Origin of the sequence: Synechococcus sp. CBW1107 (assembly GCF_015841355.1) — a bacterium.
GTDB lineage: Bacteria > Cyanobacteriota > Cyanobacteriia > PCC-6307 > Cyanobiaceae > Regnicoccus_A.
In genome coordinates, this window is record NZ_CP064908.1 from 94,586 (window position 1) to 119,708 (window position 25,123).

General features: G+C 65.8%; 30 protein-coding genes. 11 read left to right on the forward strand and 19 right to left on the reverse strand.

Features of this window, described 5'->3' with window-relative positions:
- Positions 1 to 70: 70 nt before the first annotated feature.
- Positions 71 to 397, reverse strand: coding sequence for a DUF2256 domain-containing protein (locus I1E95_RS17210; protein ID WP_370594563.1), 327 nt, complete (start codon positions 395 to 397; stop codon positions 71 to 73).
- Between I1E95_RS17210 and I1E95_RS00530 the strand changes: the two genes are divergently transcribed.
- Positions 351 to 617: a hypothetical protein gene (locus tag I1E95_RS00530; RefSeq protein ID WP_197164416.1), complete on the forward strand. Its 267-nt coding sequence runs from the start codon at positions 351 to 353 to the stop codon at positions 615 to 617. The genes I1E95_RS17210 and I1E95_RS00530 overlap by 47 nt on opposite strands.
- Before the next feature lie 330 nt (positions 618 to 947).
- Here I1E95_RS00530 and I1E95_RS00535 read toward each other — a convergent pair whose 3' ends face one another.
- A complete protein-coding gene (locus tag I1E95_RS00535) occupies positions 948 to 2,474 on the reverse strand; it encodes an FAD-binding domain-containing protein (protein WP_197164418.1) in 1,527 nt (508 codons plus the stop codon).
- Between the two features lie 72 nt (positions 2,475 to 2,546).
- Positions 2,547 to 3,047: a thermonuclease family protein gene (locus I1E95_RS00540; protein ID WP_197164420.1), complete on the reverse strand. Its 501-nt coding sequence runs from the start codon at positions 3,045 to 3,047 to the stop codon at positions 2,547 to 2,549.
- 71 nt (positions 3,048 to 3,118) lie between these two features.
- Here I1E95_RS00540 and I1E95_RS00545 point away from each other — a divergent pair, with 71 nt between their 5' ends.
- Entirely contained in the window at positions 3,119 to 4,657 is a 1,539-nt protein-coding gene (locus I1E95_RS00545; protein ID WP_197164422.1) for a SulP family inorganic anion transporter, read from the forward strand.
- Positions 4,658 to 4,684: 27 nt separating this feature from the next.
- Here the strand turns inward: I1E95_RS00545 and I1E95_RS00550 are convergent, their stop codons facing one another.
- Positions 4,685 to 5,110, reverse strand: coding sequence for a heavy metal-responsive transcriptional regulator (locus tag I1E95_RS00550; protein WP_231594748.1), 426 nt, complete (start codon positions 5,108 to 5,110; stop codon positions 4,685 to 4,687).
- 63 nt (positions 5,111 to 5,173) lie between these two features.
- Between I1E95_RS00550 and I1E95_RS00555 the strand changes: the two genes are divergently transcribed.
- The 3 genes from I1E95_RS00555 to I1E95_RS00565 are packed head-to-tail and all read left to right on the forward strand — an operon-like array spanning position 5,174 to position 5,933.
- Positions 5,174 to 5,416, forward strand: a complete 243-nt coding sequence (locus I1E95_RS00555) for a DUF3721 domain-containing protein (protein WP_197164424.1) — start codon at positions 5,174 to 5,176, stop codon at positions 5,414 to 5,416.
- Positions 5,417 to 5,442: 26 nt separating this feature from the next.
- Positions 5,443 to 5,658 carry a DUF3721 domain-containing protein gene (locus tag I1E95_RS00560; protein WP_231594749.1) on the forward strand — a complete coding sequence of 72 codons (216 nt, stop codon included), beginning with the start codon at positions 5,443 to 5,445 and terminating at the stop codon, positions 5,656 to 5,658.
- A complete protein-coding gene (locus tag I1E95_RS00565; RefSeq protein ID WP_197164428.1) occupies positions 5,655 to 5,933 on the forward strand; it encodes a hypothetical protein in 279 nt (92 codons plus the stop codon). Before I1E95_RS00560 ends, I1E95_RS00565 begins: the two co-directional genes overlap by 4 nt.
- A gap of 47 nt (positions 5,934 to 5,980) precedes the next feature.
- On the opposite strand, the gene I1E95_RS00570 is transcribed toward I1E95_RS00565, so the two are convergent.
- The 5 genes from I1E95_RS00570 to I1E95_RS00590 form a co-directional block, all read right to left on the reverse strand.
- A complete protein-coding gene (locus I1E95_RS00570) occupies positions 5,981 to 6,676 on the reverse strand; it encodes a DUF305 domain-containing protein (RefSeq protein WP_197164429.1) in 696 nt (231 codons plus the stop codon).
- Between the two features lie 116 nt (positions 6,677 to 6,792).
- Positions 6,793 to 7,419: a hypothetical protein gene (locus I1E95_RS00575; protein ID WP_197164431.1), complete on the reverse strand. Its 627-nt coding sequence runs from the start codon at positions 7,417 to 7,419 to the stop codon at positions 6,793 to 6,795.
- Between the two features lie 22 nt (positions 7,420 to 7,441).
- On the reverse strand, positions 7,442 to 8,011 hold the full coding sequence (locus I1E95_RS00580) for a mechanosensitive ion channel family protein (protein WP_231594751.1): 570 nt from the start codon (positions 8,009 to 8,011) through the stop codon (positions 7,442 to 7,444).
- Between the two features lie 119 nt (positions 8,012 to 8,130).
- Positions 8,131 to 9,621, reverse strand: a complete 1,491-nt coding sequence (locus I1E95_RS00585) for an IS66 family transposase (RefSeq protein ID WP_197161742.1) — start codon at positions 9,619 to 9,621, stop codon at positions 8,131 to 8,133.
- A 46-nt stretch (positions 9,622 to 9,667) separates the two neighbouring features.
- The gene (locus I1E95_RS00590; protein WP_231594752.1) at positions 9,668 to 10,273 is read right to left on the reverse strand and encodes a hypothetical protein; all 606 of its coding nucleotides are present in this window, start codon (positions 10,271 to 10,273) and stop codon (positions 9,668 to 9,670) included.
- 61 nt (positions 10,274 to 10,334) lie between these two features.
- On the opposite strand from I1E95_RS00590, the gene I1E95_RS00595 reads away from it, so the two are divergent.
- A complete protein-coding gene (locus I1E95_RS00595; protein ID WP_197164435.1) occupies positions 10,335 to 10,730 on the forward strand; it encodes a hypothetical protein in 396 nt (131 codons plus the stop codon).
- Here the strand turns inward: I1E95_RS00595 and I1E95_RS00600 are convergent.
- From I1E95_RS00600 to I1E95_RS00610, 3 genes are read right to left on the reverse strand one after another with little or no spacing between them, the layout of a single operon-like run.
- Positions 10,712 to 11,956 (reverse strand): NAD(P)-binding protein, encoded by a 1,245-nt coding sequence (locus tag I1E95_RS00600; protein ID WP_231594753.1) that lies wholly within the window; start codon positions 11,954 to 11,956, stop codon positions 10,712 to 10,714. The genes I1E95_RS00595 and I1E95_RS00600 overlap by 19 nt on opposite strands.
- Before the next feature lie 36 nt (positions 11,957 to 11,992).
- Complete coding sequence (locus tag I1E95_RS00605; protein WP_197164437.1) at positions 11,993 to 12,214, reverse strand: hypothetical protein; 222 nt, start codon at positions 12,212 to 12,214, stop codon at positions 11,993 to 11,995.
- Between the two features lie 39 nt (positions 12,215 to 12,253).
- Positions 12,254 to 12,928 carry a class I SAM-dependent methyltransferase gene (locus tag I1E95_RS00610; protein ID WP_197166895.1) on the reverse strand — a complete coding sequence of 225 codons (675 nt, stop codon included), beginning with the start codon at positions 12,926 to 12,928 and terminating at the stop codon, positions 12,254 to 12,256.
- Between the two features lie 221 nt (positions 12,929 to 13,149).
- Between I1E95_RS00610 and I1E95_RS00615 the strand changes: the two genes are divergently transcribed.
- Positions 13,150 to 13,638, forward strand: coding sequence for a LexA family transcriptional regulator (locus I1E95_RS00615; RefSeq protein WP_231594754.1), 489 nt, complete (start codon positions 13,150 to 13,152; stop codon positions 13,636 to 13,638).
- A gap of 8 nt (positions 13,639 to 13,646) precedes the next feature.
- Complete coding sequence (locus I1E95_RS00620; protein ID WP_197164439.1) at positions 13,647 to 14,942, forward strand: Y-family DNA polymerase; 1,296 nt, start codon at positions 13,647 to 13,649, stop codon at positions 14,940 to 14,942.
- 18 nt (positions 14,943 to 14,960) lie between these two features.
- On the opposite strand, the gene I1E95_RS00625 is transcribed toward I1E95_RS00620, so the two are convergent.
- Complete coding sequence (locus tag I1E95_RS00625) at positions 14,961 to 16,289, reverse strand: Rieske 2Fe-2S domain-containing protein (RefSeq protein WP_197166905.1); 1,329 nt, start codon at positions 16,287 to 16,289, stop codon at positions 14,961 to 14,963.
- 153 nt (positions 16,290 to 16,442) lie between these two features.
- Positions 16,443 to 17,858, reverse strand: a complete 1,416-nt coding sequence (locus I1E95_RS00630) for a mechanosensitive ion channel family protein (protein ID WP_197164447.1) — start codon at positions 17,856 to 17,858, stop codon at positions 16,443 to 16,445.
- 173 nt (positions 17,859 to 18,031) lie between these two features.
- Between I1E95_RS00630 and I1E95_RS00635 the strand changes: the two genes are divergently transcribed.
- The gene (locus I1E95_RS00635; protein WP_231594755.1) at positions 18,032 to 18,778 is read left to right on the forward strand and encodes a transposase; all 747 of its coding nucleotides are present in this window, start codon (positions 18,032 to 18,034) and stop codon (positions 18,776 to 18,778) included.
- Here I1E95_RS00635 and I1E95_RS00640 read toward each other — a convergent pair.
- From I1E95_RS00640 to I1E95_RS00650, 4 genes are all read right to left on the reverse strand, one after another.
- Positions 18,681 to 19,349: a transposase gene (locus I1E95_RS00640; RefSeq protein ID WP_231594756.1), complete on the reverse strand. Its 669-nt coding sequence runs from the start codon at positions 19,347 to 19,349 to the stop codon at positions 18,681 to 18,683. The genes I1E95_RS00635 and I1E95_RS00640 overlap by 98 nt on opposite strands.
- Before the next feature lie 151 nt (positions 19,350 to 19,500).
- Positions 19,501 to 20,367 carry an IS21-like element helper ATPase IstB gene (gene istB, locus I1E95_RS00645; RefSeq protein WP_197163513.1) on the reverse strand — a complete coding sequence of 289 codons (867 nt, stop codon included), beginning with the start codon at positions 20,365 to 20,367 and terminating at the stop codon, positions 19,501 to 19,503.
- Complete coding sequence (gene istA, locus I1E95_RS16680; RefSeq protein WP_370594568.1) at positions 20,364 to 21,659, reverse strand: IS21 family transposase; 1,296 nt, start codon at positions 21,657 to 21,659, stop codon at positions 20,364 to 20,366. The genes istB and istA overlap by 4 nt, the downstream gene beginning before the upstream one ends.
- Positions 21,568 to 22,611, reverse strand: a complete 1,044-nt coding sequence (locus I1E95_RS00650) for a DUF6444 domain-containing protein (protein ID WP_197164466.1) — start codon at positions 22,609 to 22,611, stop codon at positions 21,568 to 21,570. The genes istA and I1E95_RS00650 overlap by 92 nt, the downstream gene beginning before the upstream one ends.
- On the opposite strand from I1E95_RS00650, the gene I1E95_RS00655 reads away from it, so the two are divergent.
- Positions 22,602 to 23,207 (forward strand): transposase, encoded by a 606-nt coding sequence (locus I1E95_RS00655; RefSeq protein ID WP_197164468.1) that lies wholly within the window; start codon positions 22,602 to 22,604, stop codon positions 23,205 to 23,207. The genes I1E95_RS00650 and I1E95_RS00655 overlap by 10 nt on opposite strands.
- 23 nt (positions 23,208 to 23,230) lie before the next feature.
- Here the strand turns inward: I1E95_RS00655 and I1E95_RS00660 are convergent, their stop codons facing one another.
- Positions 23,231 to 23,599: a hypothetical protein gene (locus I1E95_RS00660; RefSeq protein ID WP_197164470.1), complete on the reverse strand. Its 369-nt coding sequence runs from the start codon at positions 23,597 to 23,599 to the stop codon at positions 23,231 to 23,233.
- A gap of 160 nt (positions 23,600 to 23,759) precedes the next feature.
- Between I1E95_RS00660 and I1E95_RS00665 the strand changes: the two genes are divergently transcribed.
- Positions 23,760 to 25,016, forward strand: a complete 1,257-nt coding sequence (locus I1E95_RS00665) for an IS256 family transposase (protein WP_197161565.1) — start codon at positions 23,760 to 23,762, stop codon at positions 25,014 to 25,016.
- Positions 25,017 to 25,123 lie beyond the last annotated feature (107 nt).

A 25,123-nucleotide genomic window follows, 5' to 3' on the forward strand; every position in this document is an offset into this window, starting at 1 on the left:
TTGGGCATGACACGCATGTATCCCGAAGTGTTGATCCAATAGCCTGAATGCTGAATTCGGCCAGACTCATTCAATCCTTTGCACCTTGCCTGGCGGGCACGACTGGATCAAGACGATTCCGGTTTCTACGGCAACGATCCGAACAGTGGCGGACTTCAGCCCACACATCCTTCCATTTCTTCCGCCATTGAAACGGTCGTCCGCAGACCTGGCAGATCTTGGTGGGGCGATCAATGTGGTGAGGCATCCAGGTGAGGCGAGAGAGCTGGCGGGAGCCCCCCCCCTTGAGGGCGAACCCCCACGGACAGGCCGGTGGGATGCCAGAATGTTTACATACCGCAACAAAGGCCATGACGGTTGGCGAGCTTTTCCTTGAATCCCTTTCAACCGGTGTCATCACCTACGGAGAGCTGTCCTGGCTGACTGATCAGCAGGACAACTTCTCACGCGTCGAGGAGGCCACCGCGCTGAGGCTCGGGCGTCTTCTGGATCAGGGGTCCATTCAGCTGGGCTGCCGTCTTGACACAGCCAAGATTCGCCACGACATGGTCCGCGAGCACTGGATCGAGCCACTGGGACGCCACCGCCATCACGCCACCGCACCGGCAGGACGGTAACGGTCGGTCCCTTGAGCGAGTCGTTCACTGTCGGGGCAACTCCAGCCACAGGATTGCCGAAGCGCAACACTGCAAGGGTCTGCGGCTCCGGGGACCGCAGACCGGGCATCTGGACCACACTCAGATCAGCAGGGTGATGGAGAGGCTCACCAAGGCCAGCCCAGCCAGACCGGTGGCGGCAAGCAGCGAGACAGATTGAGCCATGGGGACATCCACCAGACTCAAAATCTAGAGCAATCCTTAAAGTGTGCAATCACTCCGTCTTGCCAGCGCAGCAAACTGTCACGACTGCGCAGGTGCAGTTCCGTGCCGCTGGGCTGGCCACGGGACTCAGGCCAGATCCAGATCAAGCGGCAGCTGAATCTGCTGACCGGCCGATGGGAGAGGCCTGGATCGGCGAGGACGACGATCCCGAGCGGCCGCCAGGCCGGAGCGGCGGGATCCGTGCCTGTGCTGGATCGCATCGGCCAGCTCCGCGAAGCCCCGCTCCTGCCTGGCGGCCCAGATCCGCGCACGGGCCTCCCGGGCCGCATCATCGGGCTTCACGATCGGCAGGGGGTAGTGCATCCCGAGCACGCAGCCCAGGCGCTGCTGGGTGACCGCCGCCATCGTCCAAGGCTCATGGAGGTGCACGGCCGGCACGGGAGCCAGTTCCGGCAGCCACCGACGGATGAAGGCACCGCGGGGATCGTGATCCTGGCCCTGCTTGACCGGGTTGTAGATCCGGATCGTGTTGATGCCCGTGGTACCTGACTGCATCTGACACTGGCTCCAGTGGATGCCGGGCTCGTAATCGACGAACAGGCGGGCCAGATGCAGTCCGCTCTCCCGCCACGGCAGCCACAGGTGATAGCTGGCCACCGACATCAGCATCGCCCGCATGCGGAAGTTGATCCAGCCGGTGGCGATCAGGGCCCGCATGCAGGCATCCACGAACGGCAGTCCGGTGCGTCCCTCGGCCCAGGCCGCCAGCCGCCCGGGGTCGCTGCGGCGCAGGCCGGCGGTGAGTGGATGGAGCTCGCGGAACTCCAGATCCGGCTGGCTTTCGAGCTTCTGGATGAAGTGGCAGTGCCAGTGCAGCCTGGCCTCGAAACCCACCGGCGCAGCCCCACTCAGGCGGCTGCGCTGCACCACCTCGCGCATCGACAGGGTGCCCCAGGCGAGGTGGGGAGACAGACATGAACAACTCTCGAATGCCGTGAGCGGACTGGACAGCTCACGGTGGTAGCGAGCCCCCCGCCCATTCAGAAAGCTCTCCAGAACAGCCAGCCCCGCCGCTCTCCCCCCGATCTGCCGACCCGGGCAGGGGTCAGCCGTCAGTCCCAGGTCGCTGGCCGAGGGGATGGCGCCGGGATCCAGACCATGCAGCGGCTGCAAGGCATCCGGCGGCGGAGCCACCGGCTCGGCCATACGCGCCTCCCACCGTCGTGCCCAGCCGTTGCGGCTGTCCAACCGGCGGATCACGCCGAACGTGGGGATCTCGATCCAGGGGATGGACTGGCTCCTGGCCCAGCGGGCCACGCGCCGGTCGCGGGCATAGGTCCAGCCGTTGCCGGTTTCCTCGTGGCTCCAGAGGCCAGCGATGCCGAACCGGCGGCGGACCTGCTCCAGCACCTCCTCGACCGTGCCGATCCGCAGCACCAGCGGCTGGCCCAGCCCAGCCAGAGCCTGGCGCAGGTCCTCCAGGCTCTCGGCACAGAAGTCCCACTGCCGGGCGGAGGCATCGCTCTGGCGCCACAGGTCAGGCTCCACCACCACCAGGGGCAACACAGGGCCACGACAACTGGCCTGCACCAGCGGTTGATGATCGGCCGCCCGCAGATCCCTCTTGAACCAGACGACCTGAACCGGACCCATGGGCCCAACCCTATCCATCCCAGCCAGAGCGTCGACAGGCCCGGCCCCAGAGCAGCCGCAACGCTGGTCTGATCAACGGCGGCTCCTTCCCCGCCGGAAGTCCCACGGCCGCATGATGCCCCCGGGCACCTGCCACACCCCAAGGCGACGACGCATCGCCCGGTCTTCGGCGTCGAGATATTCCCTGGCGTCGCAGCTGGCCAGATACCGGCGGAAGGCGAAGGCCTCGCCGTCTTCCACCATCGCCAGGCCGAGGTTGGTCTCGCTGATCACTTCGGCCACCAGGCGACCGAAGCGATCCACGGTCTGGGGCCTGAGGGTCACGCTGGAGCCGATCTTCAGGCGCATCCTGAGGTAGCGGTGGGCCCTGGCGCCATCGGGGGCCTGATCCAGCTCGGGGGCATCGATGCAGGCCAGACGCACGCTGATCCGGCGCGGGCCCTGCTGCACACGGATCGTGTCGCCATCCCCGATCGAGAGCACCGTGGCGCGGCCATCGGCCAGAGCCATGGCCACCGGAACCGGACCCGGGAACAGCTGCAGAACCAGAAGCAGGCCAGGGATCAGGAGCATCTCGCCGGAACCACCTCGGTGGAGGCCAACCTGCATGATGCCTGCAGTCCGCGCCGCGTCGCCTTCCGTCGATGACCCTCTCCCTCAAGGAGTGGTGGGGCCTGCCCCATCGCGACATCCTCTCGGGCCTGGTGGTGGCCTTCGCGATGATTCCGGAGGCGATCGCCTTCTCCGGCATCGCCGGTGTCGATCCCAGCGTGGGTCTGTTCGGGGCCTTTCTGCTGGCGGTCACCCTGGCGGTGGTGGGCGGCCGCACGGCGATGATCACCTCCGCCACCGGCTCCACCGCCCTGCTGATGACGGGGCTGGTGCAGCAGGGCGATGCCCTGGGCACCGGACTCGGACTTCAGTACCTCCTCGCCGCTGGACTGCTCACAGGAGTCCTGCAGATCGCCTGGGGTTATCTGCGGCTGGCCCAGCAGATGCGCTTCGTGCCGCAGCCGGTGATGGCAGGGTTCGTGAACGCCCTGGCAATCCTGATCCTGCTGGCCCAGTTGCCTCAGCTCGGCCTTGATCTCTTTCATCCCGAAGCCGTGGCGGTGCAACCGGACCAGCTGCCGGCGGTCTGGGGGGTGACCGGACTCACCCTGCTGATCATCTATGTCCTGCCGCGCCTCACACGGGCGGTGCCCTCGGCCCTGATCGCCATCCTGATCACCACGGGCCTGTCGATCAACCTCCAGCTGGATCTGCCCACGGTCTCAAGCCTGGGCCGCCTGCCCACGGGTCTGCCGCGCTTCGCCCTGCCGGATGTGCCCTTCAGCCTCGACACCCTCGGGCTGATCCTGCCGACGGCCCTGGCGATCTCACTGGTGGGTCTGATGGAAACCTTCCTCACCCAGGACATCCTCGACGACCTCACCGATGAGACCAGCCACAAGAACCGCGAGGCCAGGGGACAGGGCATCGGCAACATCGTGAGCTCGCTGTTCGGCGGCATGGCCGGCTGTGCCCTGGTGGGTCAGTCGGTGATGAACGTGGGCTACGGCGGCCGCACCCGCCTCTCCACCCTCACCTCAGGGGTGAGCCTGCTGGCGATGATCCTGCTGGCGCGCGACTGGGTGAATCTGATCCCGATGGCCACCCTGGTGGGCGTGATGATCATGATCGCCATCAACACGGCCAATGTCGGCTCGATCACCGGGATCGGCAAGATCCCCAGGAGCGACACGGCCGTGATGCTGCTCACCGTGGGCATCACGGTGCTGACCCACAACCTGGCCATCGGCCTGCTCGCCGGTGTGGCCCTTGCCGCGATTCTGTTCAGCCGCAAGGTGGCCAAGGTGATCGATGTGGACAGCCGCCTGGAGGCACCCGATCACCGCGTCTACAAGGTTCGCGGTCAGCTGTTCTTCGTGAGCAGCATCTACTTCCGTGCGGGTTTCGAAGTCCACGAACATCCGGCCCGGGTCACGATCGACATGGCCGAGGCCCACATCTGGGATCAGAGCGGTGTCACCGTGCTCGATCAGGTGATCCGCCGGCTCAAGCTCGGCGGCAGTGCCGTGGAGGTGATCAACCTCAACCGCGAGAGCACCGATCTGTTCGCCCGCATCGGAGTGGCGCAGGAGGCAGGCGGGCGAGGAGGGGAACCGGGTCCGCTGCACTGAATCCTGGTGCCTGCTCGGGATACAAGCTCACAGCCTCAGGTTCGGGCAGATCAGATCGTCCTCCCGGGCGGGGTCGCTGCGCCAGCCCGCCAGCAATCCCTCCAGCTCGGTCCTGAGCTCCCCGAGGTCGTGGATCTGCCGCTCGATGCGCTCGATCTGGTGGTTGAGCATCACCTGGATGTCCTGGCAGGGCAGCTTGCCGGCATCATGCACCGACAGGCAGCTCTGAATCTCCTCCAGGGAAAGCCCGAGGGTCTTGAGCCGGCGAATGAACTCCAGGCGACGCAGGCTCTGCTCACTGAACAGACGGTAGCCACCCTCGGTGCGGCCGATCGCCGGCAGCAGACCCAGGTCTTCGTAGTAGCGCAGGGTTTTCACCGGCAGACCACTGCGGGCAGCCAGGGCGCCGATCTTCATGGCCTCGCCCGGTGCCTGGTGCAGGGCGGTCTGCATCGGCTTGACTCTCCACTCCTCAGGAGACTCTAAGCTCGCATCACCCTCCTCCATCCCCTGCCCATGCCGCGCCTCGGTCTGGTTCTGCTCCTTTCAGCGGGCCTGGGGACCGCTTCGCTGACCCTTGCATCGCCTGCGGCCCGCGGGCAGGCCAACGACATGTTCCCCACCAAGGCAGCTGCTGAACAACGGGCCAGGACACTCTCCTGCAGCGGTGTCTTTGCGATGGGCAGGGAGTGGATGCCCTGCAGCTCCTTCGACGCCTATCAGAAGGCGGTTCAGAAGGCGGACTCGAAATCGAGATGAACTCAGGAACGCCTCAACCCGTGGCCATGGCGATGCCCGTTGTGCTCGTCCTGATGGCCGCCGCGGTCCCCTGGCTCGATCCGGCTCCCGCCGGAGCGCACGCCAAAGGGATGTACAGGACCCGTCAGGAGGCCGAACGCCGCGCCAGCCAACTGAACTGCAAGGGGGTGTTCGCCATGGGCGGCGCCTGGATGCCCTGCGCCAATGAGCAGGCGCTGCACAAGGCGCTGCAGAATGAATGAGAACCCGCCATCAACTGCGCCGCCTGCACCGTGCCCTCGTGCCCCTGGCGGCCCTGCCGATCATCCTCACCGCCCTCTCCGGGTCCCTTTACGGACTGCTCTCGGCCCGGGAGATCGAGGCCTTCTGGTTGATGAAGCTGCACACCGGCAACTTCGGGCTGATCAACCTGCAGCCCTGGTACTCCGCCATCCTCGGCCTGCTCACCCTGGTGGTGGCCGGCTCGGGTCTGGGCCTGCTGATCGGTGCGCGTCGGGGCCAAAGCCCCCAGAACTGAACGTCCATGAGACCTCCTGACCGGAGCAAGCCGGACCGGAGTTGTGCTCAGAGCCGGAAGAGAGCGTCGAACTTGTGATACTCCGGCTTGTGCAGTCCCTCAAACGCGAGCATGCGTCTCAGCTCGATGATCTCGGCCCGCTGGGCGAGGATCACGTCCCGGGCGAAGCGCCGGATGGTGGTGTTGGTGCTCTTGGCCAGGGCGTCATGGGCCATCTTCAGCGCCCCACCGTGGTGCTCGAGCATGCCTTCGAGGAACCACACCACCCGGTTCTCCCTGGTGGGTCCGGAGCCCATCATGCGCATCCCCTCGATCTGGGACTGACTCATGCGCGTGAGGCCCGACAGGCTGTCGGGATCACCGCCGGGCGCCAGCGCCACGGGGTACACCGGCGCCTGGGGATACCAGGCCTTGCGCCACAGCCCCATCGCCCGGATCTCATCGGCCTGATCGCGCCAGATCCTCCTGCCGAGGGCACCGACGCCGGGCTGGCCGATGTCGAAGACGACTTCGCTCATGCGCAGCGCACCGGTGTGGTGCTGAACCATGCCGTCGAGGAAGCGCAGGTCGTAGGTGGCACCGGCGGGGCCCACGTCATGGACGTGGTCACCATGGTCCACGGGCATCGAGTGGTCATGATGCCGGTGATCCATGCCGGGATCCATCTGCGCCCGGGCGGCCGGAGCCATCAGGGCAACTGCGCCGAGGCTGATCAGCAGGACAGGGAGCGAGGAGTGGCGCATCGCTGGAGAACAGAGCAGGCCAACCGTATGGTCTCCACTCCACTGGAGAGTCAAGCCCTCGCTGCCGTGCCCAGCAGGTGACAACTCGAGACGTGGAGCGGCTGAGGCCTGGCCACTCAGCGCTGGAGCTGACGCAGTTGAGCCGGGGCAGGTGTCACACTCCAGGCCATCAGGCTGGTTTCCAGTGTCGGGCCATTGGCCGCGAGCCAGTCGCCCGCCGAGTCGGCCGCCCTGGCTCCGTAGGCACGGTGGGAGCGCACCACCACGACCCCGACGCCATCCACCAGCACCACCCGGGCCAGCACCGCCTCCACCAGACCGGGTGCCTGCAGCAGGGCCACGATCAGGTGCTCCGCCGGTCGGGCATCCGTTCTGGGCCGTGACGCCGTGCGGATGACCCTGCCGGCCCGGCGGTAATTGGCAAGCACCCCGTTGGCCAGGCCCGCCAGCTGGTCACCGTTACGCACGCTCTCGTGCACGTTCAGGGTCACCATGTCACGCCAGGTGGTCAGGTTGCCCTGCCCCTCAGGGGTGAACTCATGCTGCCCACCGGCGGTGAAGCGATGCCAGTAGCGCTGGCCTCCAAAGCTGAGGGAGTCCCCCCTGGAAGCGGCAGCGGCGGGATCGGATTCGACGGCCTGGCTCCAGACGGGGAGTGGCCGCAGCCCCTGAGCGACGGCACTGGCCAGGGCAGCCGTGAGCATCAGCGCCCCCAGCCCGGTCGTGGTGCGTCGTGCGTTCATGGGCCAACCGCACGATGGAGCTTCAACCGACGGCCAGAGCCACCTCCCTGGTCGCCACCCGGGAAGATTCCAGAAAGAGTGTCTGACTGGGATAGGCGAACTCAATGTCGTGCTTCTGGAAGGTTTCCATGATGGCGTGGTTGATCTCCTGCTGCACATCCAGGAACAGGACCATATCGGCATCGGGAATGAAATAGACGAATTCGAATTCCAGGGCGCTGTCGGCGAAACGCGTGAAATGACAGCGATCGAATTCCGCCGGGCGCTTGGAGCGGATCGCCGCCTCAACCAGGGCGGGAATCGCCTTGACCGTTTCGACCGACGTCTGATAGACCACACCGATCGTGGTGGCTACCCGCCGCTTGGGCAGATCCCCGTAATTCTGGATCACCTTTCCCAGCAGATCTTCATTGCTGATCACGATGCGTTCGCCGCTGAGGCTGCGGATAATTGTGGAGCGGATTCCCACCCCTTCCACCGTCCCCAGGACGTCATCAAAACAGATGAACTGCCCGATTCGGAAGGGTTCATCGAAGAGAATGGTGAGGTAGTTCAGGAAGTTGGAGATCGGCCCCTTCAGCGCCAGGCCCACGCCGATGCCGGCCCCCGCCAGGTATGCGTTCAGGGGTCGGGACGCCCCACCGCACGAATGCAAGCCTGATCGCTCACCGCTGAGCGATCAGAGACTCTTCCTTGTCCTTTCTTCTGCCTTCAGGGATCGCTCAGCAGTGACGGCATCACCCCATCGCGGTGATGGGCGATCCAGGCCTGCTCCAGGAACTCCCAGACATCCCGCCCCTGTTGCCTGAGGGTAGTGGTGACCGTGAGCAGGCGGCTCCGGCAGATCGCACCTTGGCGGGATTGGACTCCTTGACTGATCTTGCGCTGAATCACCGATTGGCGCAGGGCACGTTCTGCGGCGTTGTTGGTGGGCTCTATTCCCTCGTTCTCCAGGAAGGTCCACAACCCACCTGTCACCTTCTGGAGCTGCTGGCACGTGCGCACTGTGCTGGCCCAAGGCGTTCGCTCGCCGCGCTGGTAGCCGAGCTCTACTACCCGCTGCAGCGTGGTCTCAAAGGTCTGGCGGATCGGCCGGCAGCTTTGCTGCAAGGCGGGCCAGTCAATCTTTCCCTCCTTGTAGCGGTGCCAGTGGCCAAACAGCTGCTGCTGCAGGCCCAGCAGCTGGGCTCCGAATTCAGCGCTGGCGCCCGGGCGTTCGGCGATGGCCGTCAGGTCGCGGATCAGGTGCGCCCAGCACAGCTGGCGCTGCTTGGTGGGCAGGTGGTTGTAGGCCGAGAAGCGATCGCTCACCACAATCCCGCCAAAGGCGTTCCCCAGCAGCTCGATGGCAGCGGTCGTCGATCGACTCAGCCCTTGCACAAATACCGTCACCACGGCGGTGACCATGACCCACTGCCAGCCCCGCTTTCCAGTGGGATTGTTGCCGTCGGCATTGCCGGTGGGGGCGCCAGTTTCATCTACGTAGGCCACCGGCTGCACGCGGGCAAAAGCAAGGGCCTCCTGCATGGGCTGCTCCAGTGCTGCACTCAAGCGCTGGCGGACCCGTCCAATCGCGCCGCGGCTCATCTCCACTCCTACCAGCTGCTGGAGCAGGGCCTGGGTCTTGCTGAAACTCAACGGAAAGGCACTGCCCAGCAGGCCCACCAGTGCACTGAGCCTTGGGCCGTAGTGACTGGCCTCCACATCCGCCGGCAACGAGGCGCAGGTGCTGGTGGAACAGCAGGGGCAGACCAGGCGATGCAGCCGGTGCTCGATCACCAGCGGGGTAATCGGCGGGATCTCGATCACCTGATGGCGCAGGGGATCGAGATCCTCTCCCTGGAGCAAGGTGCCACAGCGGCGGCAGGCATCAGGGTGGTGATCCACCACCTGATCCACCCGCTCGATCGACAGCAGCTCTGGTCCGGATCCGGGATGGCCCTGCTGGCCGCCCCGCTTGCGGCCACTGCCCTTGCGCCGTTCTGGCGGCTTAAAACCCAGACCATCACTGGAGGGAGGTTTGGATGAGTTGCGAGAGCTGCGTCCGATCCGCTCACGCAGGTTTGCCAACTCGGTGGCCAAGGAGGTGAGTTGGCCGCGCAACAGCTCGATCTCCTGCTGCTGGGCGTTGATCAGCGCTCTGACGCTGGCGGGAGTTTCCAGCCAGTCGGCTTCTGGAATTCCAGCCGGATGTGCGGTCATCACAGGCGGGTCTCTACCTGAGATGCAACCGGAAATCAAGCTGTCGTCAAGGGTTCAGCAGGGCCGATGTTCGCCGCGAGCTGTCACGCCCCCTGAACGGATACCCCGCCAGAGAGGCATAGATGGCACCCATCTGAACGCCCTGGTTCTGCAGAAACACCAGCAGGCCCAGGATCCACACGCCTGAGCGAATCATTGGCTCGAGGCCCCGCAGCACCGAGAGCTGGTTCTCACGCCTGAGGCGGCGCAGGGAGCGATCGAGCAGCAACAGCAGCACCCGATTGAGCAGCCGCACGATCAGCACGATGGCCAGGAAGAGCATGACCGCTGCGAGCATGCGATCGACACCCTCGCCGAAGTTGAGCGCCTCGACATCAGCCACCAGCGAGCGCCAACCCCACCAGAACGCGCCGAGGTAACCGATGGGGGCGGCGGTGGTCAGCACCGAGCGCAACAGTTGACCGTCCGTGTCACCAGGAGTTCTTCTGGCCAGACGCATCAACCAACCACCCGTCAACCGCAGCGACACCAGCACCAGGGCGCTGCCCAGCACTGCTTTCGCTGTGGCGATCAGCAACGAGATACCGAATTCCGCCATAAGCAATTCTTGATAATTCGTCAGGGTAACAAACTTTTTCCGCCATTGCGCCACGCCATCCCAACGCCTCAGCAACGCCCCATACACTTCACCGGCAAGACCTGAGGGTGATGCGGTGGTGATCAGACTCCTCAGCCTGATGGCCGCCGGCTGGCTGCTGAGCTCCTCGGCCCTGGCGCAGGACGTCCTGAGCTGCACGACCCTGCAGGAGCGTTACCAGGCCCTTGCCGATCAGGCGTTGCAGCAGGAAATTCTTCTGCTCAAAGCCGTGCGCCAGCGCCTCTGCCCCGCCATCAGCCAGCAGGCCGAGTCGGCCCAGCCCGGGACGGAGCCGATCGACTTCGACGCCCTGCTCAGCTGCCGTCATCGCGCCGAAGCTGAACTGCAGGCCACACGCGCACCCCTCTACCGCAACCGGCGGCACCTGGTCTTCTACACAGCCCGAGGTGCGGCCCTGGCCAGGGAGGCCGACAGCTGGCTGGAGCGCAGGGATCAGGCCGGCTGCTCCTGAACGGACACTGACGCGGACCCCATCTCCGCCAGCAACTGCTCCGCCAGCTCTTCGCCGCTGCGCAGGGCACCCTCGATCCGGCCGAGACCGGGGCCGCTGACGAAATCACCACAGAAGCCGATCCGGCTCTGCGGACAGAGCGTCAGCTCGCTGGCCAGGCCCTCTCCCTCCGGAAAAGCCGCCCCCCAGCGCATCAGCTGAGGATCGGCGCCTTCCAGCTCCAGCGATGCGATCCAGGGCTCCATCACCGCCGAGAGGGCCGAGGCAAGGGTCTCGATCAGCGCCTGCTCCCGCTGGGGCGACGAGATGACCCCGGGCAGCCGGGCCACCGAGGAGCGCGATCCGGCCACGCCGGCGTGGAGCCTGGCCACGTCAGCCGTGGAGTGGGCCACCACGGCGCAGCGTCCATCCTCCAGGGGCTGAATCGAGAGCCGCGAGAGACCCCAACGGCTCTGGGCTGCCGCCTCGAAGCTGAGCAGGCGGAAGGGAAGCCCCCGCCAGGCTTCAGCCGCGTCGGACTGGATCAGCAGCATCAGGGCACAGCGCGGACTGGTGTCGATGGCGGCGATGGCGGCGGCAGCCCGCTCCAGCCGCGGATCCCCCAGCGTTCTGACCAGCGGCTGCAAGGGTGGTTCGGGCCAGCCCAGCAGCGCCTGGCACCGGGGATGCACCAGCAGAGTGCCACTGAGCACCAGCCAGTCGGCGCCCCCCAGCCGCTGCCGCTCTTGATCGAGCAGCTCCCAGCCGCTGTCCGCGCTCCGGGCCAGATGGCGCACCAGGCAGTGGCTGTTCAGCTCGAGGCCGCTGCCACCAAGCTCCAGCAGCCCCCGGCAGAGCTGATCCATTCCGCCTCTGCCCCGGTACAGATCCCCCTGCGTGAGCGGATCGGTGCCCCCGGGGATCAGCCGGCCCTCTCCATCGAGCAGTGCCAGTGCACCGGACCAGGGCTCGACCCAGCCCCCATCGAGCAAGGAAGCCAGCAGCATTGGCGCGGGACTGCTGCTGATCGAGAGCAGTGGTGCTCCGTGATCGAGTCGCCCCAGGAGGTCGTGGCGGGAACGGCGCGTGCCGGCACGACCTCCTGGCCCCCGGCCGGATTCCCAGAGACTGATCGGCCCCTGCCAGCCCAGCCGGCGCATCCTGGCCGCCAGAGCACAACCGGACACCCCGGCACCGATCACAGCCAGCGACGGAGCAGCAGGATCACAACCTTGCCCCGGACTCAACGCCAACAGCCTCAGATCACAGGGTCACGCAGGGCCTCAGGAAGCCTGCTGGTAGAGCTGCTCAAGCCGCTCACGGCTGAGGTCGACCACCATCACCTCCTCACCGGGGCTGGGGGCTTCAGGGTGGCGACGGCGGGGCGTGGCGACCCGCTCGCTGCTGCGCAGGGTCTGGGTCATCAGGGCGAACGCGCCGCCGAGAATGACGGCGAAACAGCCCATGTACAGCAGTGGGCCGATCACGTTGACGAGGGTTGTCATGGTTTTCCGGCTTTCCAGACAGCCTAGTGTAAAGAACTGTTAACTGTGGTTGGCGCGGTGGCCGGGCCCCGGTTTCCGGGCGATCACCGCAAAGAACGGATCTCCGTGGCCCCCCAGCCAGCCCAGCGGCCCCTCCGCCCGGGTCGACTCGGCGACCAGCTCCGGCATCGGCCAGCCCTGGGCAACCAGCACCCGCACCACGTACTCCAGGTGATCCCGGTCGCTGCCGTCGGCCCAGATCTGGGGGGCCTTCTGCATGAACATCCGGTTGGAGAAGGCGACGATCAGCTGCCCCTGGGGCCGCAGGATCCGCAGCAGCTCCGCCGCGATCGCCTCCGGTTGCTGCAGGTACTGCCACCCCGCCACGATCAGCACCGCGTCCACGCTCGCGTCCGCCAGGGGCAGAACCTGGTCGCGATTGAGGTTCTGCACCCAGTGCTGATCCAGGCGCGGATTGGCCTCCAGCTCCCGGGTGTTGAGGCCATGGCCGATCACCCGCTCGTAGCGGACCTCCTCGGGGAGATGGCTGACCCAGCTGCTCATCAGGTCCAGCACCACTGCGCAGGGCGGGATCCGCTCGCGGTAGAGCGCCGTCAGCCGGTCACGGAAGGCGCCGTCGAGGTGGTGCACGAAGCGGGGCTCGGCGTAGAAGGCGGCGTCATCGGAGCGGTCGAGCTTGAAGCGCTCCGCCTCGCTCAGCACCTGCACCACCATGGCCCGCTCCCCAACGTCATCGACGCGCCCCATGCTGGCCAGAACAAAGCCCGGTGGCGGAGCCACCGGGCGCTGGCCTGCGGAGCGGAAACCACCCCATGGCCGATCAGATCGCCGCAGGGACACGGAGACCCTGCCGTCGTGCGTCTTCGGTCGTGCGGGCGCCACGCAACAGACATCAGTACACCTGAACTACTCTGGCGATCCCTGTACGGCTGCCCATGACCACCGACCCGGCCGTCGACCCAGCCGGCCACTCAGTGGCCATCACCGGCGGGTTCAGCGAACCGTTCACGCCCCTGCCCCTGCGCGAGCGGCGCCGGCCCCTGCTGCTGCCCCTGGCCGGCGACAGCGTGGCGGCCGGCTTCCCCAGTCCCGCCGACGACTACGTCGAAACCGGCATCGACCTCAACGAGCAGCTGATCGCCCGCCCCAGCAGCACCTTCTTCCTGCGCGTCAGCGGTGATTCGATGATCGGCGCCGGCATCCATCACGGCGACCTGCTGATCGTCGACCGCAGCGTCGAACCCCGCCACGGCCGGGTGGTGGTGGCGGTGCTGGACGGGGCCTTCACGCTCAAGCGCCTGGTGCGGCACCGGGGCCGGCTGCGGCTGGAGGCCGCCCATCCCGCCTATCCGCCCCTGGAGCTGAGCGATGCCGACGACACCCGCCTCTGGGGGGTCGCCATCCACGTGATCCACCCGCTCTGAGGGCGCCCATGGCCTGGGCCACCGTGCTGATCGACGGCAACAACTTCTACGCCTCCTGCGAGGCGGCGCTCGATCCATCGCTGATCGGGCGGCCGCTGGTGGTGCTCTCCAACAACGACGGCTGCATCGTGGCCCGCAGCGCCGAGGCGCGCGCCCTGGGCATCCCCATGGGCAAGCCCTACTTCCAGGTGCGGCGGGAGCTGGAGCGCCACGGGGTGGTGGTGCGCAGCTCCAACTACGCCCTCTACGCCGACATGAGCCAGCGGCTGATGCTCACCCTCGAGCCCTGGGTGGAGGAGCTGGAGATCTATTCGATCGACGAGGCCTTCGGCCGGCTGCACCGCCCCACCGCCGCTGGCCCCGAAGCCGGCGACCTCAGCGCCTGGGGGCGGGCCCTGCGCCGGCAGGTGCGGCGTCACCTGGGGCTGCCCGTGGCGGTGGGCATCGCCCCCTCCAAGGTGCTCGCCAAGCTGGCCAACAAGCTGGCCAAGGCCGATCCGGCCCACGGCGGCGTGTTCGATCTGGGGGCGCTGGCCGATCCCGACCCCTGGCTGGCGGCCGTCGCGGTCGAGGACGTCTGGGGCATCGGCCGCAGGCTCTCGCGCTGGTGCCGGCTGCGCGGCGTGGCCACTGCGCTCCAGTTGCGAGACATGGCCAGCGGCGAGCTGCGCAGCAAAGCCGGCGTGGTGGGGCTGCGCCTGCAGCAGGAACTGCGGGGCCACAGCTGCCTGCCCCTGGTGGCCGCTCCGCCCGCCAAGCAGGAAACCTGCGTGAGCCGCAGTTTCAGCGAACCGGTGCGCGAGCTGGGCCAGCTGCGCGAGGCGATCGCCACCTACCTCAGCCGCGCCGCCGAGAAGCTGCGCCGCCAGCGCCAGCGCGCCGGCACGATCACCGTGTTCGTGCGCAGCAGCCCCTTCAACGGCACGAGTTTCTACGCCAACGCCGCCACCGTGGCACTGCCGCTGGCCAGCAACGACACCAGCGTGCTGCTGGCGGCGGCGCTTCCCCTGGCCGAGCGGCTGTTCCGCCCCCACAAACCCCTGCAGAAGGCCGGGGTGCTGCTGCAGAACCTGCAGCCACTGGAGCAGCTGCAGCACCATCTGCTCGCCCCCCTGCCGCCGGAGCAGCAGCAGCGCCGTGAGGCGCTGATGGCCACCATCGATGGCCTCAACCGCCGCTACGGCCGCGGCACGGTGCAGTGGGCCGCCTGCGGCCTCCAGCCGGCCTGGGCGATGAAACGCCAGCGCCTGTCGCGGGCCGCCACCACCCGCCTGGCCGACATCCCGGTGGTGCACAGCGGCTGAGGGTGGCCCGGCAACCGCTCAGCTCCTGTTGCGGGGCGGCCGGTCGCTGCCAGCCAGCAGCAGGCGTTCCCACTGGCCGAGCTTCCAGAAGCCGGCACCCGCCAGGGCAGCCACGCCCACACCGGCGGCCAGGGCCACGGGGGTGTGGAACCAGGCGATCGCCAGCAGGCTCAGCCAGGCCAGGGGCGGCAGCAAAGGTCGCCAGCGCCGGATCCGGCGCAGGGCACCGGAGCAGCTGCGGCAGTGGCGGGTGTGGCTCTCATAGCGCTCCACCAGGGCCGTGCGCCCCAGGCGCGGCGGCAGCGGCTGATCCGGGAACGGCTCACCCGCCCCACTCACCACCCAGTCGCGGAGGGCCTTGACATAGGCATCGGCGCCGGTGGCCAGGTGGCAGGCGCGGCTGAGGGCCGCACTGCCGCCTCGGGCCTCGAGCACCCGCTCCTGCCAGTGCAGGAAAATCTGGTCGTCTTCCAGCACGGTGTGGTTGCCGATGTGCTGGAGCCACTGGGGGCGCAGGCGCAGCAGCCGGCCCGGCCAGGGAGACTCGAACTGGAACGGGAAACGGGCGAACAACCGGCACTCCCCAGGCCGGATCGGGGTGGCGTACACCACGGTGAGGATGCGGGCGAAGCCGCGGGCCGTGAGGTCGTGCCACATCAGGCCCGGGGCCAGGAAGGTGGTGAACTGGCTGCCGAGCTTGCCCCGGCGGGGGCCCTCCTCCCAGACGCCGCTGAACCCCCCGGGACCAGCCTGCTCCAGCCGCAGGTCCACCGGGCCGGCCGTCTCGCGCCGGCCCACCGTGGCGTGATGGGTGAAGGGCACATGGCTCACATCGAGCACGTTCTCCAGCAGGGTCAGGGCGTCATAGGGAAGGTCGCGGAAGGTGTCCTGCACCAGCCAGCCGGAAGCCGGCTCCTGCAGCACGGGAACCAGGGGCAGGCGCACCGAGGCCGCAGCCCCGGGCTCCCCCGCGAACACGAACAGCAGCCCCTGGCCGGTGGCGGTGGCATAGGACCGGCAGGAGCTGCGCCGGTCGCTGGGCTGGCTGCCGGCGCTGGCCTGGGGAATGGCGGTGCAGCGGCCCTGACCGTCGAACGTCCAGCCGTGGTAGGGGCACTCCAGCTCACCGGCGGCGTTGAGCCGCCCCTCGGAGAGCGGCACCAGACGGTGGGGGCAGACGTCGGCGAAGGCCCGCCACTGGCCTCCTGGCTGCTCTGGATCGCCCGTCCGCTCGAACCAGAGCACCAGGTCGTCGCCGAGGAGGGTGAATCCCGTGGGCCGGGCCGGATCCAGATCACGCAGGAAGGCCACCGGGTACCAGGCGTTCCGCCAGGCGGGAGAGGCCAGCCCCTCGGCGGCGGGGGCCGGGGACGACGCAGCCGGAGGAGACGCGGCCACAGGAGGAGATTCGGCGCTGGCGCTGCTCACGGCACGAACGTGCAACGAGGGCCGATGGTGGCAGGCCCGGAGCGGTGAGCGTGAAGCAGCTCCGGCGGGAGCTCAGGGCGACGGTGGCGGAGACGCAGAGAGTTCCACCTTCTCGATCTCGACCGTGGTCGGGATGGGAATCTCGATCCCCCGTGCCCGCAAGGTCTCGATCAGGGCGCAGAGCAGCCGGCTGTGGGCATCCTCGAACAGGGCCAGGGTGGGCTGATCCGAGGAGTACTCCACATAGAAATCGAGGCTGAACTCGTTGATGCGCAGGAAGCGACACCCACTCAGACGGGCCAGGGGCTCGGCCCTGAAGATCTGGGCCACGATCTCCGGAATCGCACGCAGGGTTTCGCTTGAGGTGTCGAAGGACACTCCGAAGCTGAAATAACACTGACTGACCTGAGACAGGATCTGACGCAGCCGGAGGATGAACCGCTGACGCGCCTCGAGATAGCGCGGCCAGTCGGAGGCCTCCACCTGGGCATGGCAGGTGAGAATCAGACCCTCATCCACCGATGGATCGAAGCTGGCCAGGGGCAGATTCAGATCAGGACTCTCTTCCATGGCTTGATTCACGAGGCGGAAGAGCTCGCGGATCTGAAAGGGAACGATCGGCTGATCGATCACCACGCGCAGGTCGAGCCCCTGCAACGAGGGTTCAGCCGGATCACCGCCCCGCACGGAATAGTTGATCACCTTCTGCTCATCGACGAGCGAATTGGGAATCGTGATCCTGGATTCGATCGTGTTCAGCTCAAGTGAGCGAAGACCGATCTTGGAGATGAAGCCCTCATGCTCGCCGATCTGGCAGAACTCGCCCACCTTGAGGGGACGATCGGTCTGAATCGAGAGACCCGCGAAGAGATTGCCGAGCAGTTTCGAGGCCCCCAGACCGATCGCCAGACCGGGAACAGCTGAAAAGGCCAGCACGGTCTGGGGCGGCAGCCCCAGCAGGGCAAGCAGACGGTAGAAGGTGATGATCGCCACGAGGGCGCCGAACACCCGGCACAGGGGCATGATCAGATTGCTGACCCGGCGCAGCTGCAGGTCGGAGGGATGACCCAGCAGCACCACGATCCAGCGGGACACGGAGCGTCCCACGGCCTCGAAGGCCAGGAAGGCGAGCAGACCGAGCCCGAGATAGGAAATGCTGTAGAAGAAGAACTTGGTGGCAATGAGCATGCCTCCGGTGATGTTCACATAGTCGTCGATCAGCACTTCACTGAACCAGGCCAGGGGTGGAATCAGCCCGACCAGAAATACCCGCGTCCAGGCCAGATCAACCCGCCGGCCGCGCAGGAGCATCCCTTCGGCATCCTGACGTCTGACCTTCTGGTGGTAGGTGCGGAACAGGAGGCTCAGCACCAGGACAGTCAACAGCAGGAACACGAGCGCGATCACCAGCGTCATCAGGAGCTGGGCGAGGGTCTGACCCAGCAGCATGCGCTCGAGCAGATCGGCGCGCAGCCACGCGGGCAACATCAGATACCACTTGGGCGGCAGGATATAACCCGGAGTTGTGGCAAAACTACGGTAAAAGTCCGGTGTGAAGAACTCACCGACTGGTGCTTTGAAGGGCACCTCGAAAAATCGTAAGACCGCTTGATAACGTCCGGATTTAGATTATACTAGGCCATACCGATTACATACTTTCTATGGGCCAGCGAGGTTTCTGGGACGAACAACAAAGAGTTGCAAAGCTCCAAGAGAAGAAGCCGGTTCTGATCCGTCTCGCAGAATCGATTCCCTGGGAATCTTTCCGCCCTTTGCTTGACAAGGGCTATAGCCAGGAGCGCAAAAGCAATGCTGGACGCAAGAGAATCGACCCACTGATTCTTTTCAAGATGCTGGTGCTCCAGCAGCTATTTAATTTAAGTGATGAAGAGATCGAATTCCAAGTAAATGACCGTCGCTCCTTCGAGGGGTTTGTTGGTCTTGGGGTGATGAATGACATACCAGATGCCACCACAGTCGCCTTCTTCAGAGAGCGACTGCGCAAGGCGGGAGTTATCGAGGAACTCTTTGAGATGTTTGAGGAATACCTGCGCTCTCAGGGTCTCCAAGCCCGGGGTGGTCAGATCATTGACGCGACTCTCGTCCCTGTTCCCAAGCAACGCAATACCCGCGAGGAGAACAAGGAAATCAAAGCCGGAAGGCTGCCAGAGGGCTGGGATGAAAACCTAGACCGCTTGCAGCAAAAGGATTTGTATGCGTTCAGGGGTCGGGACGCCCCACCGCACGAATGCAAGCCTGATCGCTCACCGCTGAGCGATCAGAGACTCTTCCTTGTCCTTTCTTCTGCCTTCAGGGATCGCTCAGCAGTGACGGCATCACCCCATCGCGGTGATGGGCGATCCAGGCCTGCTCCAGGAACTCCCAGACATCCCGCCCCTGTTGCCTGAGGGTAGTGGTGACCGTGAGCAGGCGGCTCCGGCAGATCGCACCTTGGCGGGATTGGACTCCTTGACTGATCTTGCGCTGAATCACCGATTGGCGCAGGGCACGTTCTGCGGCGTTGTTGGTGGGCTCTATTCCCTCGTTCTCCAGGAAGGTCCACAACCCACCTGTCACCTTCTGGAGCTGCTGGCACGTGCGCACTGTGCTGGCCCAAGGCGTTCGCTCGCCGCGCTGGTAGCCGAGCTCTACTACCCGCTGCAGCGTGGTCTCAAAGGTCTGGCGGATCGGCCGGCAGCTTTGCTGCAAGGCGGGCCAGTCAATCTTTCCCTCCTTGTAGCGGTGCCAGTGGCCAAACAGCTGCTGCTGCAGGCCCAGCAGCTGGGCTCCGAATTCAGCGCTGGCGCCCGGGCGTTCGGCGATGGCCGTCAGGTCGCGGATCAGGTGCGCCCAGCACAGCTGGCGCTGCTTGGTGGGCAGGTGGTTGTAGGCCGAGAAGCGATCGCTCACCACAATCCCGCCAAAGGCGTTCCCCAGCAGCTCGATGGCAGCGGTCGTCGATCGACTGTCAAGCGACATCCGCTTTTGGTCCTCCGGCGACACGAAAACTGGTCCACCTGATGGCTTGCTGATGGGGGCCTTACGGCTGCCCTTGGATCGGTGTTTCATCGGTGGGTGTCGTGTCGTTGTTGTTGGCTGCGGCATCTGTGCCGCTTGATCCGGGTTCCCCTTAGGCCTTCTCACCGGGCGGTGGTGGCCGTAGGCCAGCGCTGTCCGGTGAGGAGGAACCGCCCGCCTGCGGGCGGATCAGGCCGCTGCGCCGCTTCTCCCTGAGCCGGTAGCTGTCGCCCCGGATCGTCAGCACGTGGCTGTGGTGCAGCAGCCGGTCGAGGATCGCTGTGGCGACCACCTGATCGCCAAACACCTCGCCCCATTCCATGACGGGGCGGTTGGAGGTGATCAGCACGCTGCCGCGCTGGTAGCAGCGGGAGATCAGCTGGAAGAACAGGTACGCAGCGTTCGGCTCCAGCGGCAGGTAGCCCAGCTCATCGATGATCAGCAGCCGGGTTTTGGCGTACTGCGTCAGCCGGCCCTCCAGGGCGTGCTGCGCCTGGGCCTTGGCCAGGGCGCTGATCAGCTCCATGGCACCGACGTACTGGACGCTGTGACCGAGACGCACCGCCTCCCGGCCCAGCGCCACCGCCAGGTGGGTCTTGCCCACACCCGGCGGCCCGAGCAGCAGCAGGGTGTCGCCGTTGGCCACCCAGCGGCAGGTGGCCAACTCACGGATCTGGGCCGGGTCGATCGACGGCTGGGCCTCGAAATCGAACGCTTCCAGCGTGCGCACATAGGGGAAGCGCGCCAGCCGCAGCGCCATCTCCATCCGCAGCTGGTCTTTGCGTGCCACCTCGGCCGCGCACAGCCAGGCCAGGGCCTCGCGCAGGTTCATCTCCCGCCTTGCCGCTTCCTCCAGCAGCGCATCGAGGCGGTCGCGGATTGCTGGGAGCCGTAGGCGGGTGAGCATTGCCTCCAGCTCCTCGGTCGGTACCGGTGGTATCGCCGCTGTGGATCGGTTGCGTGGGTTGGTGGGACTCATGCCGCCACCTCCCCGATCAGCTCGGCATAAACCGCCAGAGGCCGGGCCAGTTCAGAGCTGCGGACCGGGCGCTGCTCCTGATCACGTCTTGCGTTGCCATCCCGCAGCGATCGCTCCGCCTCGCGCTGCTGCCGTTGCGGCAGCAGGCCCTCCCAATGGCCGTCGATCACCTGGCGGCTGCGGCTACCGGGCCGCTGGCGCCTGTGCTCAGCGACGATCCGGCCGCCGTGGCGGATCAGTACCTGTTGATCGCGCACCAGCACGCTCACCCGCTGACGGATCAGCGCCTGCGGCGCCGAGTACCAGTTCGCCTCCACCTCCACGCAGCAGTCGCTGTGCACGATCCGCACCAGCTCCCGCTCCGCCAGGAACGACGGCTTGGCCTCCAGCGGCTGCAACGCCTGGGCTTCTGCCCGCACAAACCGGTCCAGCGGCGCCTCGCCGGTGGTGCCGTGCACCCGCAGGTCGGCCACCTCGCGGGTCCAGCGCACCAGATGGGCCTCAAACTCCGCCCAGCTGCTGAACTCCCGCCCAGCGATGGCGTTCCTCTTGACGTACGCCACCCCACGCTCGTCCTTGCCTTTGGTTCTGGCCCGGTACGGCCGACAGGCACGGGGCTTGAACCCCCAGTAACGGGCGAACTCCTCCAGCCGCTCGGCAAAAACCAGGATGTTGCGCTCGGGATCGTGCTGGCTCACCAGCGCACGGGCGTTATCCACCAGCACCTCCTGCGGTACCCCGCCCCAGTGGCGGAAACCCTCCTCCAGGGCCTGGAGCCAGTGGTCCTGCTTCTCGCTGCGGAATGCCCGCACCAGCAGCCGGCGCGAGTACCCCAGGGTGAGCACCGCCAGGTGCACCCGCACCCGCTCGCCGCCAATGCTCACCAGGCACTGGCCAAAGTCTGCCTGCAGTTGCCGGCCCGGCGGGGTCTCAAACCGCACCGTCGCCAGGGCCGCGTTGCGCAGCTCCCGCCGCCACGGCTCCACGGCACGCTCCACTGTCCGCAGGCTCACCTCGATTCCCTTCTCACTGGCCAGCTCCTGCCGCACCACATCGGCATTGCCGCGGTGGGCCATAAACCGCTGCCGCAGCCACTCCCGTTGGCCATCGAGAACCGTGTTGCGGCAGGGCTTCCCGTAGGGCTGCCAGCCACCCTGCCGCAGGTACTTGCGCACCGTCTCCGGTGAACAGCCCAGTTCTTTAGCAATCCGCCTCCGGCCCCAACCTGCTGCCGATAGCCGTCGCATCGCCTCCACGTCCTGAGGGGTCTGCACAGCTGTCTCCAGAACCATCGGCTCCAGAGATGGCGCCCCTGCGCTGCCCTTGTCGTCCTGCCTGGCTCGCTCCACGGGGTGGACCAGTTTTCGTGTCGCCTCCGGACCAGTTTTCGCTGTCGCCTGACAATCGACTCAGCCCTTGCACAAATACCGTCACCACGGCGGTGACCATGACCCACTGCCAGCCCCGCTTTCCAGTGGGATTGTTGCCGTCGGCATTGCCGGTGGGGGCGCCAGTTTCATCTACGTAGGCCACCGGCTGCACGCGGGCAAAAGCAAGGGCCTCCTGCATGGGCTGCTCCAGTGCTGCACTCAAGCGCTGGCGGACCCGTCCAATCGCGCCGCGGCTCATCTCCACTCCTACCAGCTGCTGGAGCAGGGCCTGGGTCTTGCTGAAACTCAACGGAAAGGCACTGCCCAGCAGGCCCACCAGTGCACTGAGCCTTGGGCCGTAGTGACTGGCCTCCACATCCGCCGGCAACGAGGCGCAGGTGCTGGTGGAACAGCAGGGGCAGACCAGGCGATGCAGCCGGTGCTCGATCACCAGCGGGGTAATCGGCGGGATCTCGATCACCTGATGGCGCAGGGGATCGAGATCCTCTCCCTGGAGCAAGGTGCCACAGCGGCGGCAGGCATCAGGGTGGTGATCCACCACCTGATCCACCCGCTCGATCGACAGCAGCTCTGGTCCGGATCCGGGATGGCCCTGCTGGCCGCCCCGCTTGCGGCCACTGCCCTTGCGCCGTTCTGGCGGCTTAAAACCCAGACCATCACTGGAGGGAGGTTTGGATGAGTTGCGAGAGCTGCGTCCGATCCGCTCACGCAGGTTTGCCAACTCGGTGGCCAAGGAGGTGAGTTGGCCGCGCAACAGCTCGATCTCCTGCTGCTGGGCGTTGATCAGCGCTCTGACGCTGGCGGGAGTTTCCAGCCAGTCGGCTTCTGGAATTCCAGCCGGATGTGCGGTCATCACAGGCGGGTCTCTACCTGAGATGCAACCGGAAATCAAGCTGTCGTCAAGGGTTCAGCAGGGCCGATGTTCGCCGCGAGCTGTCACGCCCCCTGAACGGATACAAGGATTTAGACGCTCGCTGGACACAAAAGAACGGCCTCAGTTACTACGGTTACAAGAACAGTATTTGCATCGATGTCGACCATGGATTCATACGCCGATATGCTGTCACTCCTGCCAATATCCACGACAGCCAGATGCTTCCACTTCTGCTTGATCCAGAAAACGAGCATGACTATGTCTGGGCAGACTCAGCATATTCCGGCGAATGCTTTGATGCTCTTCTGAGTCTCGGTGGCTTCGAAAGCCTGATCCACGAAAAAGGCGCTCGCAATCATCCGCTTAGCGACGCAGCCAAGGAATTAAATCGTCTTAAGTCGTCGATCAGAGCTTGTGTCGAGCATGTCTTTGGCTGCATGACCATGTCCATGGGTGGAAAGCTGACAAGAAAGATTGGGCTAGAAAGGAACGAGGCTTGGTGGGGTCTCAAGAACCTAACATTTAATTTACTGCGCTATCTCCAGCGCTCTGCCCACGTAGTAGTGGTTGCATGAGTCACTCATAGAAGTGATACGGTTCAGTGAAACTCGTCAATAGTTGATATAATGCTTTCTTGCGTAGCCGCCTCCATGGCGGCATTTTTATGTCCGCAAGATTTCCTATTTGTGCTGATTATTCGAGGTGCCCTGAAGTCTTTGATCTTCTCGTAGAGAGAGGGGATCTCGGCAATCGTCTCTGCAGAGAAGTAGTAGTTGTGAGGATCAACCGAACCTGCGATCTGATCGGTCAGGGCAATCGAGGTTCCCGGAATCCGCCAGTAGCCGGCACCGTTGGACTGGCGCTCCGACAGCCGCACCATCGCATCACGATCAGGAATCTGGAACAGGTCCGGTGCATGGATGAAGCTGTAATCCAGCAGCTTCTTGAGTTTCAACGCATATTCCATCGCCAGGTCGAGCGGCGTCCCAGCAAGTGGTGTAACTCAGGAGGATCAGCCCCGGCGTAGCCGGGGCTGACGGCTCACCTCCCTCAGATTTCAGCTGTGGCAATGGGTGGGCCGGTCTGTGACCCTGTTCGGAGAACTACCACCAAACCGAACACAGACCATGACCCTCACCCATAGTGGCGCCTCCGAGCTGAGCCAGCTCATGGAGGGCACCACCGCTGGCGCCCTGATCCCAGAGATCGTGCGCCGGGGTTTCCAGGACCTGCTGGAAGCCGAGGTTTCTGCCCTCACGGGCGCTCAACTCCATGAGCGCTGCCCCGATCAGCGCTCCACCCATCGCAACGGCTACCGGGAGCGGCTGCTCACCACCCAGGTGGGCGACCTCAGCCTGGCCATTCCCAGGTTGCGGCAGGGCAGCTTCTTTCCCAGCTGGCTGGAGCCACGCCGCCGGGTGGACAAGGCGCTCTACGCCGTGGTGATGGAGGCCTACACCGGCGGGATCTCCACCCGCAAGGTCGACGCCCTGGTGGAGGCGCTGGGCGGGGCCAGCGGCATCTCCAAATCGGAGGTGAGCCGCATCTGCCAGGGGCTCGATGAGCAGGTGAAAGCCTTTCTGGGCCGGCCGCTTGACCATGCCCGCTTTCCCTACGTCTACCTCGACGCCACCTACCTCCACGGCCGCCTGGGCCGAAATATGCAGGTGGTGTCGCGGGCGGTGGTGGTGGCGATCGGCATCAATGCCCTCGGCTACCGCGAAGTTCTCGGCATTGCCGTGGGCGACAGCGAGGCGGAGGGCTTCTGGCGTCAGTTCCTGGGCTCACTCAAGGAGCGTGGCCTCGACGGCACCCGCCTGGTGATCTCGGATGCCCACCTGGGCCTGACGGCAGCGATCAAGCGGATGTTCCAGGGCAGTAGCTGGCAGAGGTGCCGGGTGCACTTCCTGCGCAACCTGCTGAGCCATGTGCCCAAGGCCGGCCAGGACATGGTGGCCGCTGCCATGAAAGCGGTGTTCGTGATCCAGGCTCCAGATCAGGTGCGCGCCCACTGGCAGCGGGTCACCGAGATGCTGCGCAAGCAGTTCCCCGGCGCCGTGCCCGTGATGGAAGCCGCCCGGGACGACGTGCTGGCCTTCCTGCACTTCCCCCAGGAGCACTGGCGCAAGGTCTGGAGCACCAACCCGCTCGAGCGCCTCAACAAGGAGATCAAACGCCGCACCAACGTGGTCGGCATCTTCCCCAATGATCCAGCGATCGTGCGCCTGGTGGGCAGCCAGCTGCTGGAGCAGCAGGAGGAATGGCAGCTGGAGCGTCGCCGCTTCTTCTCTGAGGCCACCATGGCCAAGATCCCAGAGCCAGAAGAGCCCTTGGAGCTCACCGATGCAGATCCGAACGCCCAGCCGGCTGCAACCATCAGCTGAAGCGCACCAGCTTCTACCTCGATCTACACAGAACACATCGATCGCTGAGTTGCCAATTCAGCGATCAGGGTTCATAATGGATCAATGGAGCTGCGCAATCAGCTTCC

What these genes read in the sequence shown, in the direction of transcription:
- I1E95_RS00530 (WP_197164416.1), top strand. Translation starts at nt 351, where the DNA reads ATGACGGTTGGCGAGCTTTTCCTTGAATCCCTTTCAACCGGTGTCATC.
- I1E95_RS17210 (WP_370594563.1), bottom strand. Translation starts at nt 397, where the DNA reads ATGACACCGGTTGAAAGGGATTCAAGGAAAAGCTCGCCAACCGTCATG.
- I1E95_RS00535 (WP_197164418.1), bottom strand. Translation starts at nt 2,474, where the DNA reads ATGGGTCCGGTTCAGGTCGTCTGGTTCAAGAGGGATCTGCGGGCGGCC.
- I1E95_RS00540 (WP_197164420.1), bottom strand. Translation starts at nt 3,047, where the DNA reads ATGCTCCTGATCCCTGGCCTGCTTCTGGTTCTGCAGCTGTTCCCGGGT.
- I1E95_RS00545 (WP_197164422.1), top strand. Translation starts at nt 3,119, where the DNA reads ATGACCCTCTCCCTCAAGGAGTGGTGGGGCCTGCCCCATCGCGACATC.
- I1E95_RS00550 (WP_231594748.1), bottom strand. Translation starts at nt 5,110, where the DNA reads ATGCAGACCGCCCTGCACCAGGCACCGGGCGAGGCCATGAAGATCGGC.
- I1E95_RS00555 (WP_197164424.1), top strand. Translation starts at nt 5,174, where the DNA reads ATGCCGCGCCTCGGTCTGGTTCTGCTCCTTTCAGCGGGCCTGGGGACC.
- I1E95_RS00560 (WP_231594749.1), top strand. Translation starts at nt 5,443, where the DNA reads ATGGCGATGCCCGTTGTGCTCGTCCTGATGGCCGCCGCGGTCCCCTGG.
- I1E95_RS00565 (WP_197164428.1), top strand. Translation starts at nt 5,655, where the DNA reads ATGAGAACCCGCCATCAACTGCGCCGCCTGCACCGTGCCCTCGTGCCC.
- I1E95_RS00570 (WP_197164429.1), bottom strand. Translation starts at nt 6,676, where the DNA reads ATGCGCCACTCCTCGCTCCCTGTCCTGCTGATCAGCCTCGGCGCAGTT.
- I1E95_RS00575 (WP_197164431.1), bottom strand. Translation starts at nt 7,419, where the DNA reads ATGAACGCACGACGCACCACGACCGGGCTGGGGGCGCTGATGCTCACG.
- I1E95_RS00585 (WP_197161742.1), bottom strand. Translation starts at nt 9,621, where the DNA reads ATGACCGCACATCCGGCTGGAATTCCAGAAGCCGACTGGCTGGAAACT.
- I1E95_RS00605 (WP_197164437.1), bottom strand. Translation starts at nt 12,214, where the DNA reads ATGACAACCCTCGTCAACGTGATCGGCCCACTGCTGTACATGGGCTGT.
- I1E95_RS00610 (WP_197166895.1), bottom strand. Translation starts at nt 12,928, where the DNA reads ATGGTGGTGCAGGTGCTGAGCGAGGCGGAGCGCTTCAAGCTCGACCGC.
- I1E95_RS00615 (WP_231594754.1), top strand. Translation starts at nt 13,150, where the DNA reads ATGACCACCGACCCGGCCGTCGACCCAGCCGGCCACTCAGTGGCCATC.
- I1E95_RS00620 (WP_197164439.1), top strand. Translation starts at nt 13,647, where the DNA reads ATGGCCTGGGCCACCGTGCTGATCGACGGCAACAACTTCTACGCCTCC.
- I1E95_RS00630 (WP_197164447.1), bottom strand. Translation starts at nt 17,858, where the DNA reads ATGTTGCCCGCGTGGCTGCGCGCCGATCTGCTCGAGCGCATGCTGCTG.
- I1E95_RS00635 (WP_231594755.1), top strand. Translation starts at nt 18,032, where the DNA reads ATGGGCCAGCGAGGTTTCTGGGACGAACAACAAAGAGTTGCAAAGCTC.
- I1E95_RS00640 (WP_231594756.1), bottom strand. Translation starts at nt 19,349, where the DNA reads ATGTCGCTTGACAGTCGATCGACGACCGCTGCCATCGAGCTGCTGGGG.
- istB (WP_197163513.1), bottom strand. Translation starts at nt 20,367, where the DNA reads ATGAGTCCCACCAACCCACGCAACCGATCCACAGCGGCGATACCACCG.
- istA (WP_370594568.1), bottom strand. Translation starts at nt 21,659, where the DNA reads ATGGTTCTGGAGACAGCTGTGCAGACCCCTCAGGACGTGGAGGCGATG.
- I1E95_RS00650 (WP_197164466.1), bottom strand. Translation starts at nt 22,611, where the DNA reads ATGACCGCACATCCGGCTGGAATTCCAGAAGCCGACTGGCTGGAAACT.
- I1E95_RS00660 (WP_197164470.1), bottom strand. Translation starts at nt 23,599, where the DNA reads ATGGAATATGCGTTGAAACTCAAGAAGCTGCTGGATTACAGCTTCATC.
- I1E95_RS00665 (WP_197161565.1), top strand. Translation starts at nt 23,760, where the DNA reads ATGACCCTCACCCATAGTGGCGCCTCCGAGCTGAGCCAGCTCATGGAG.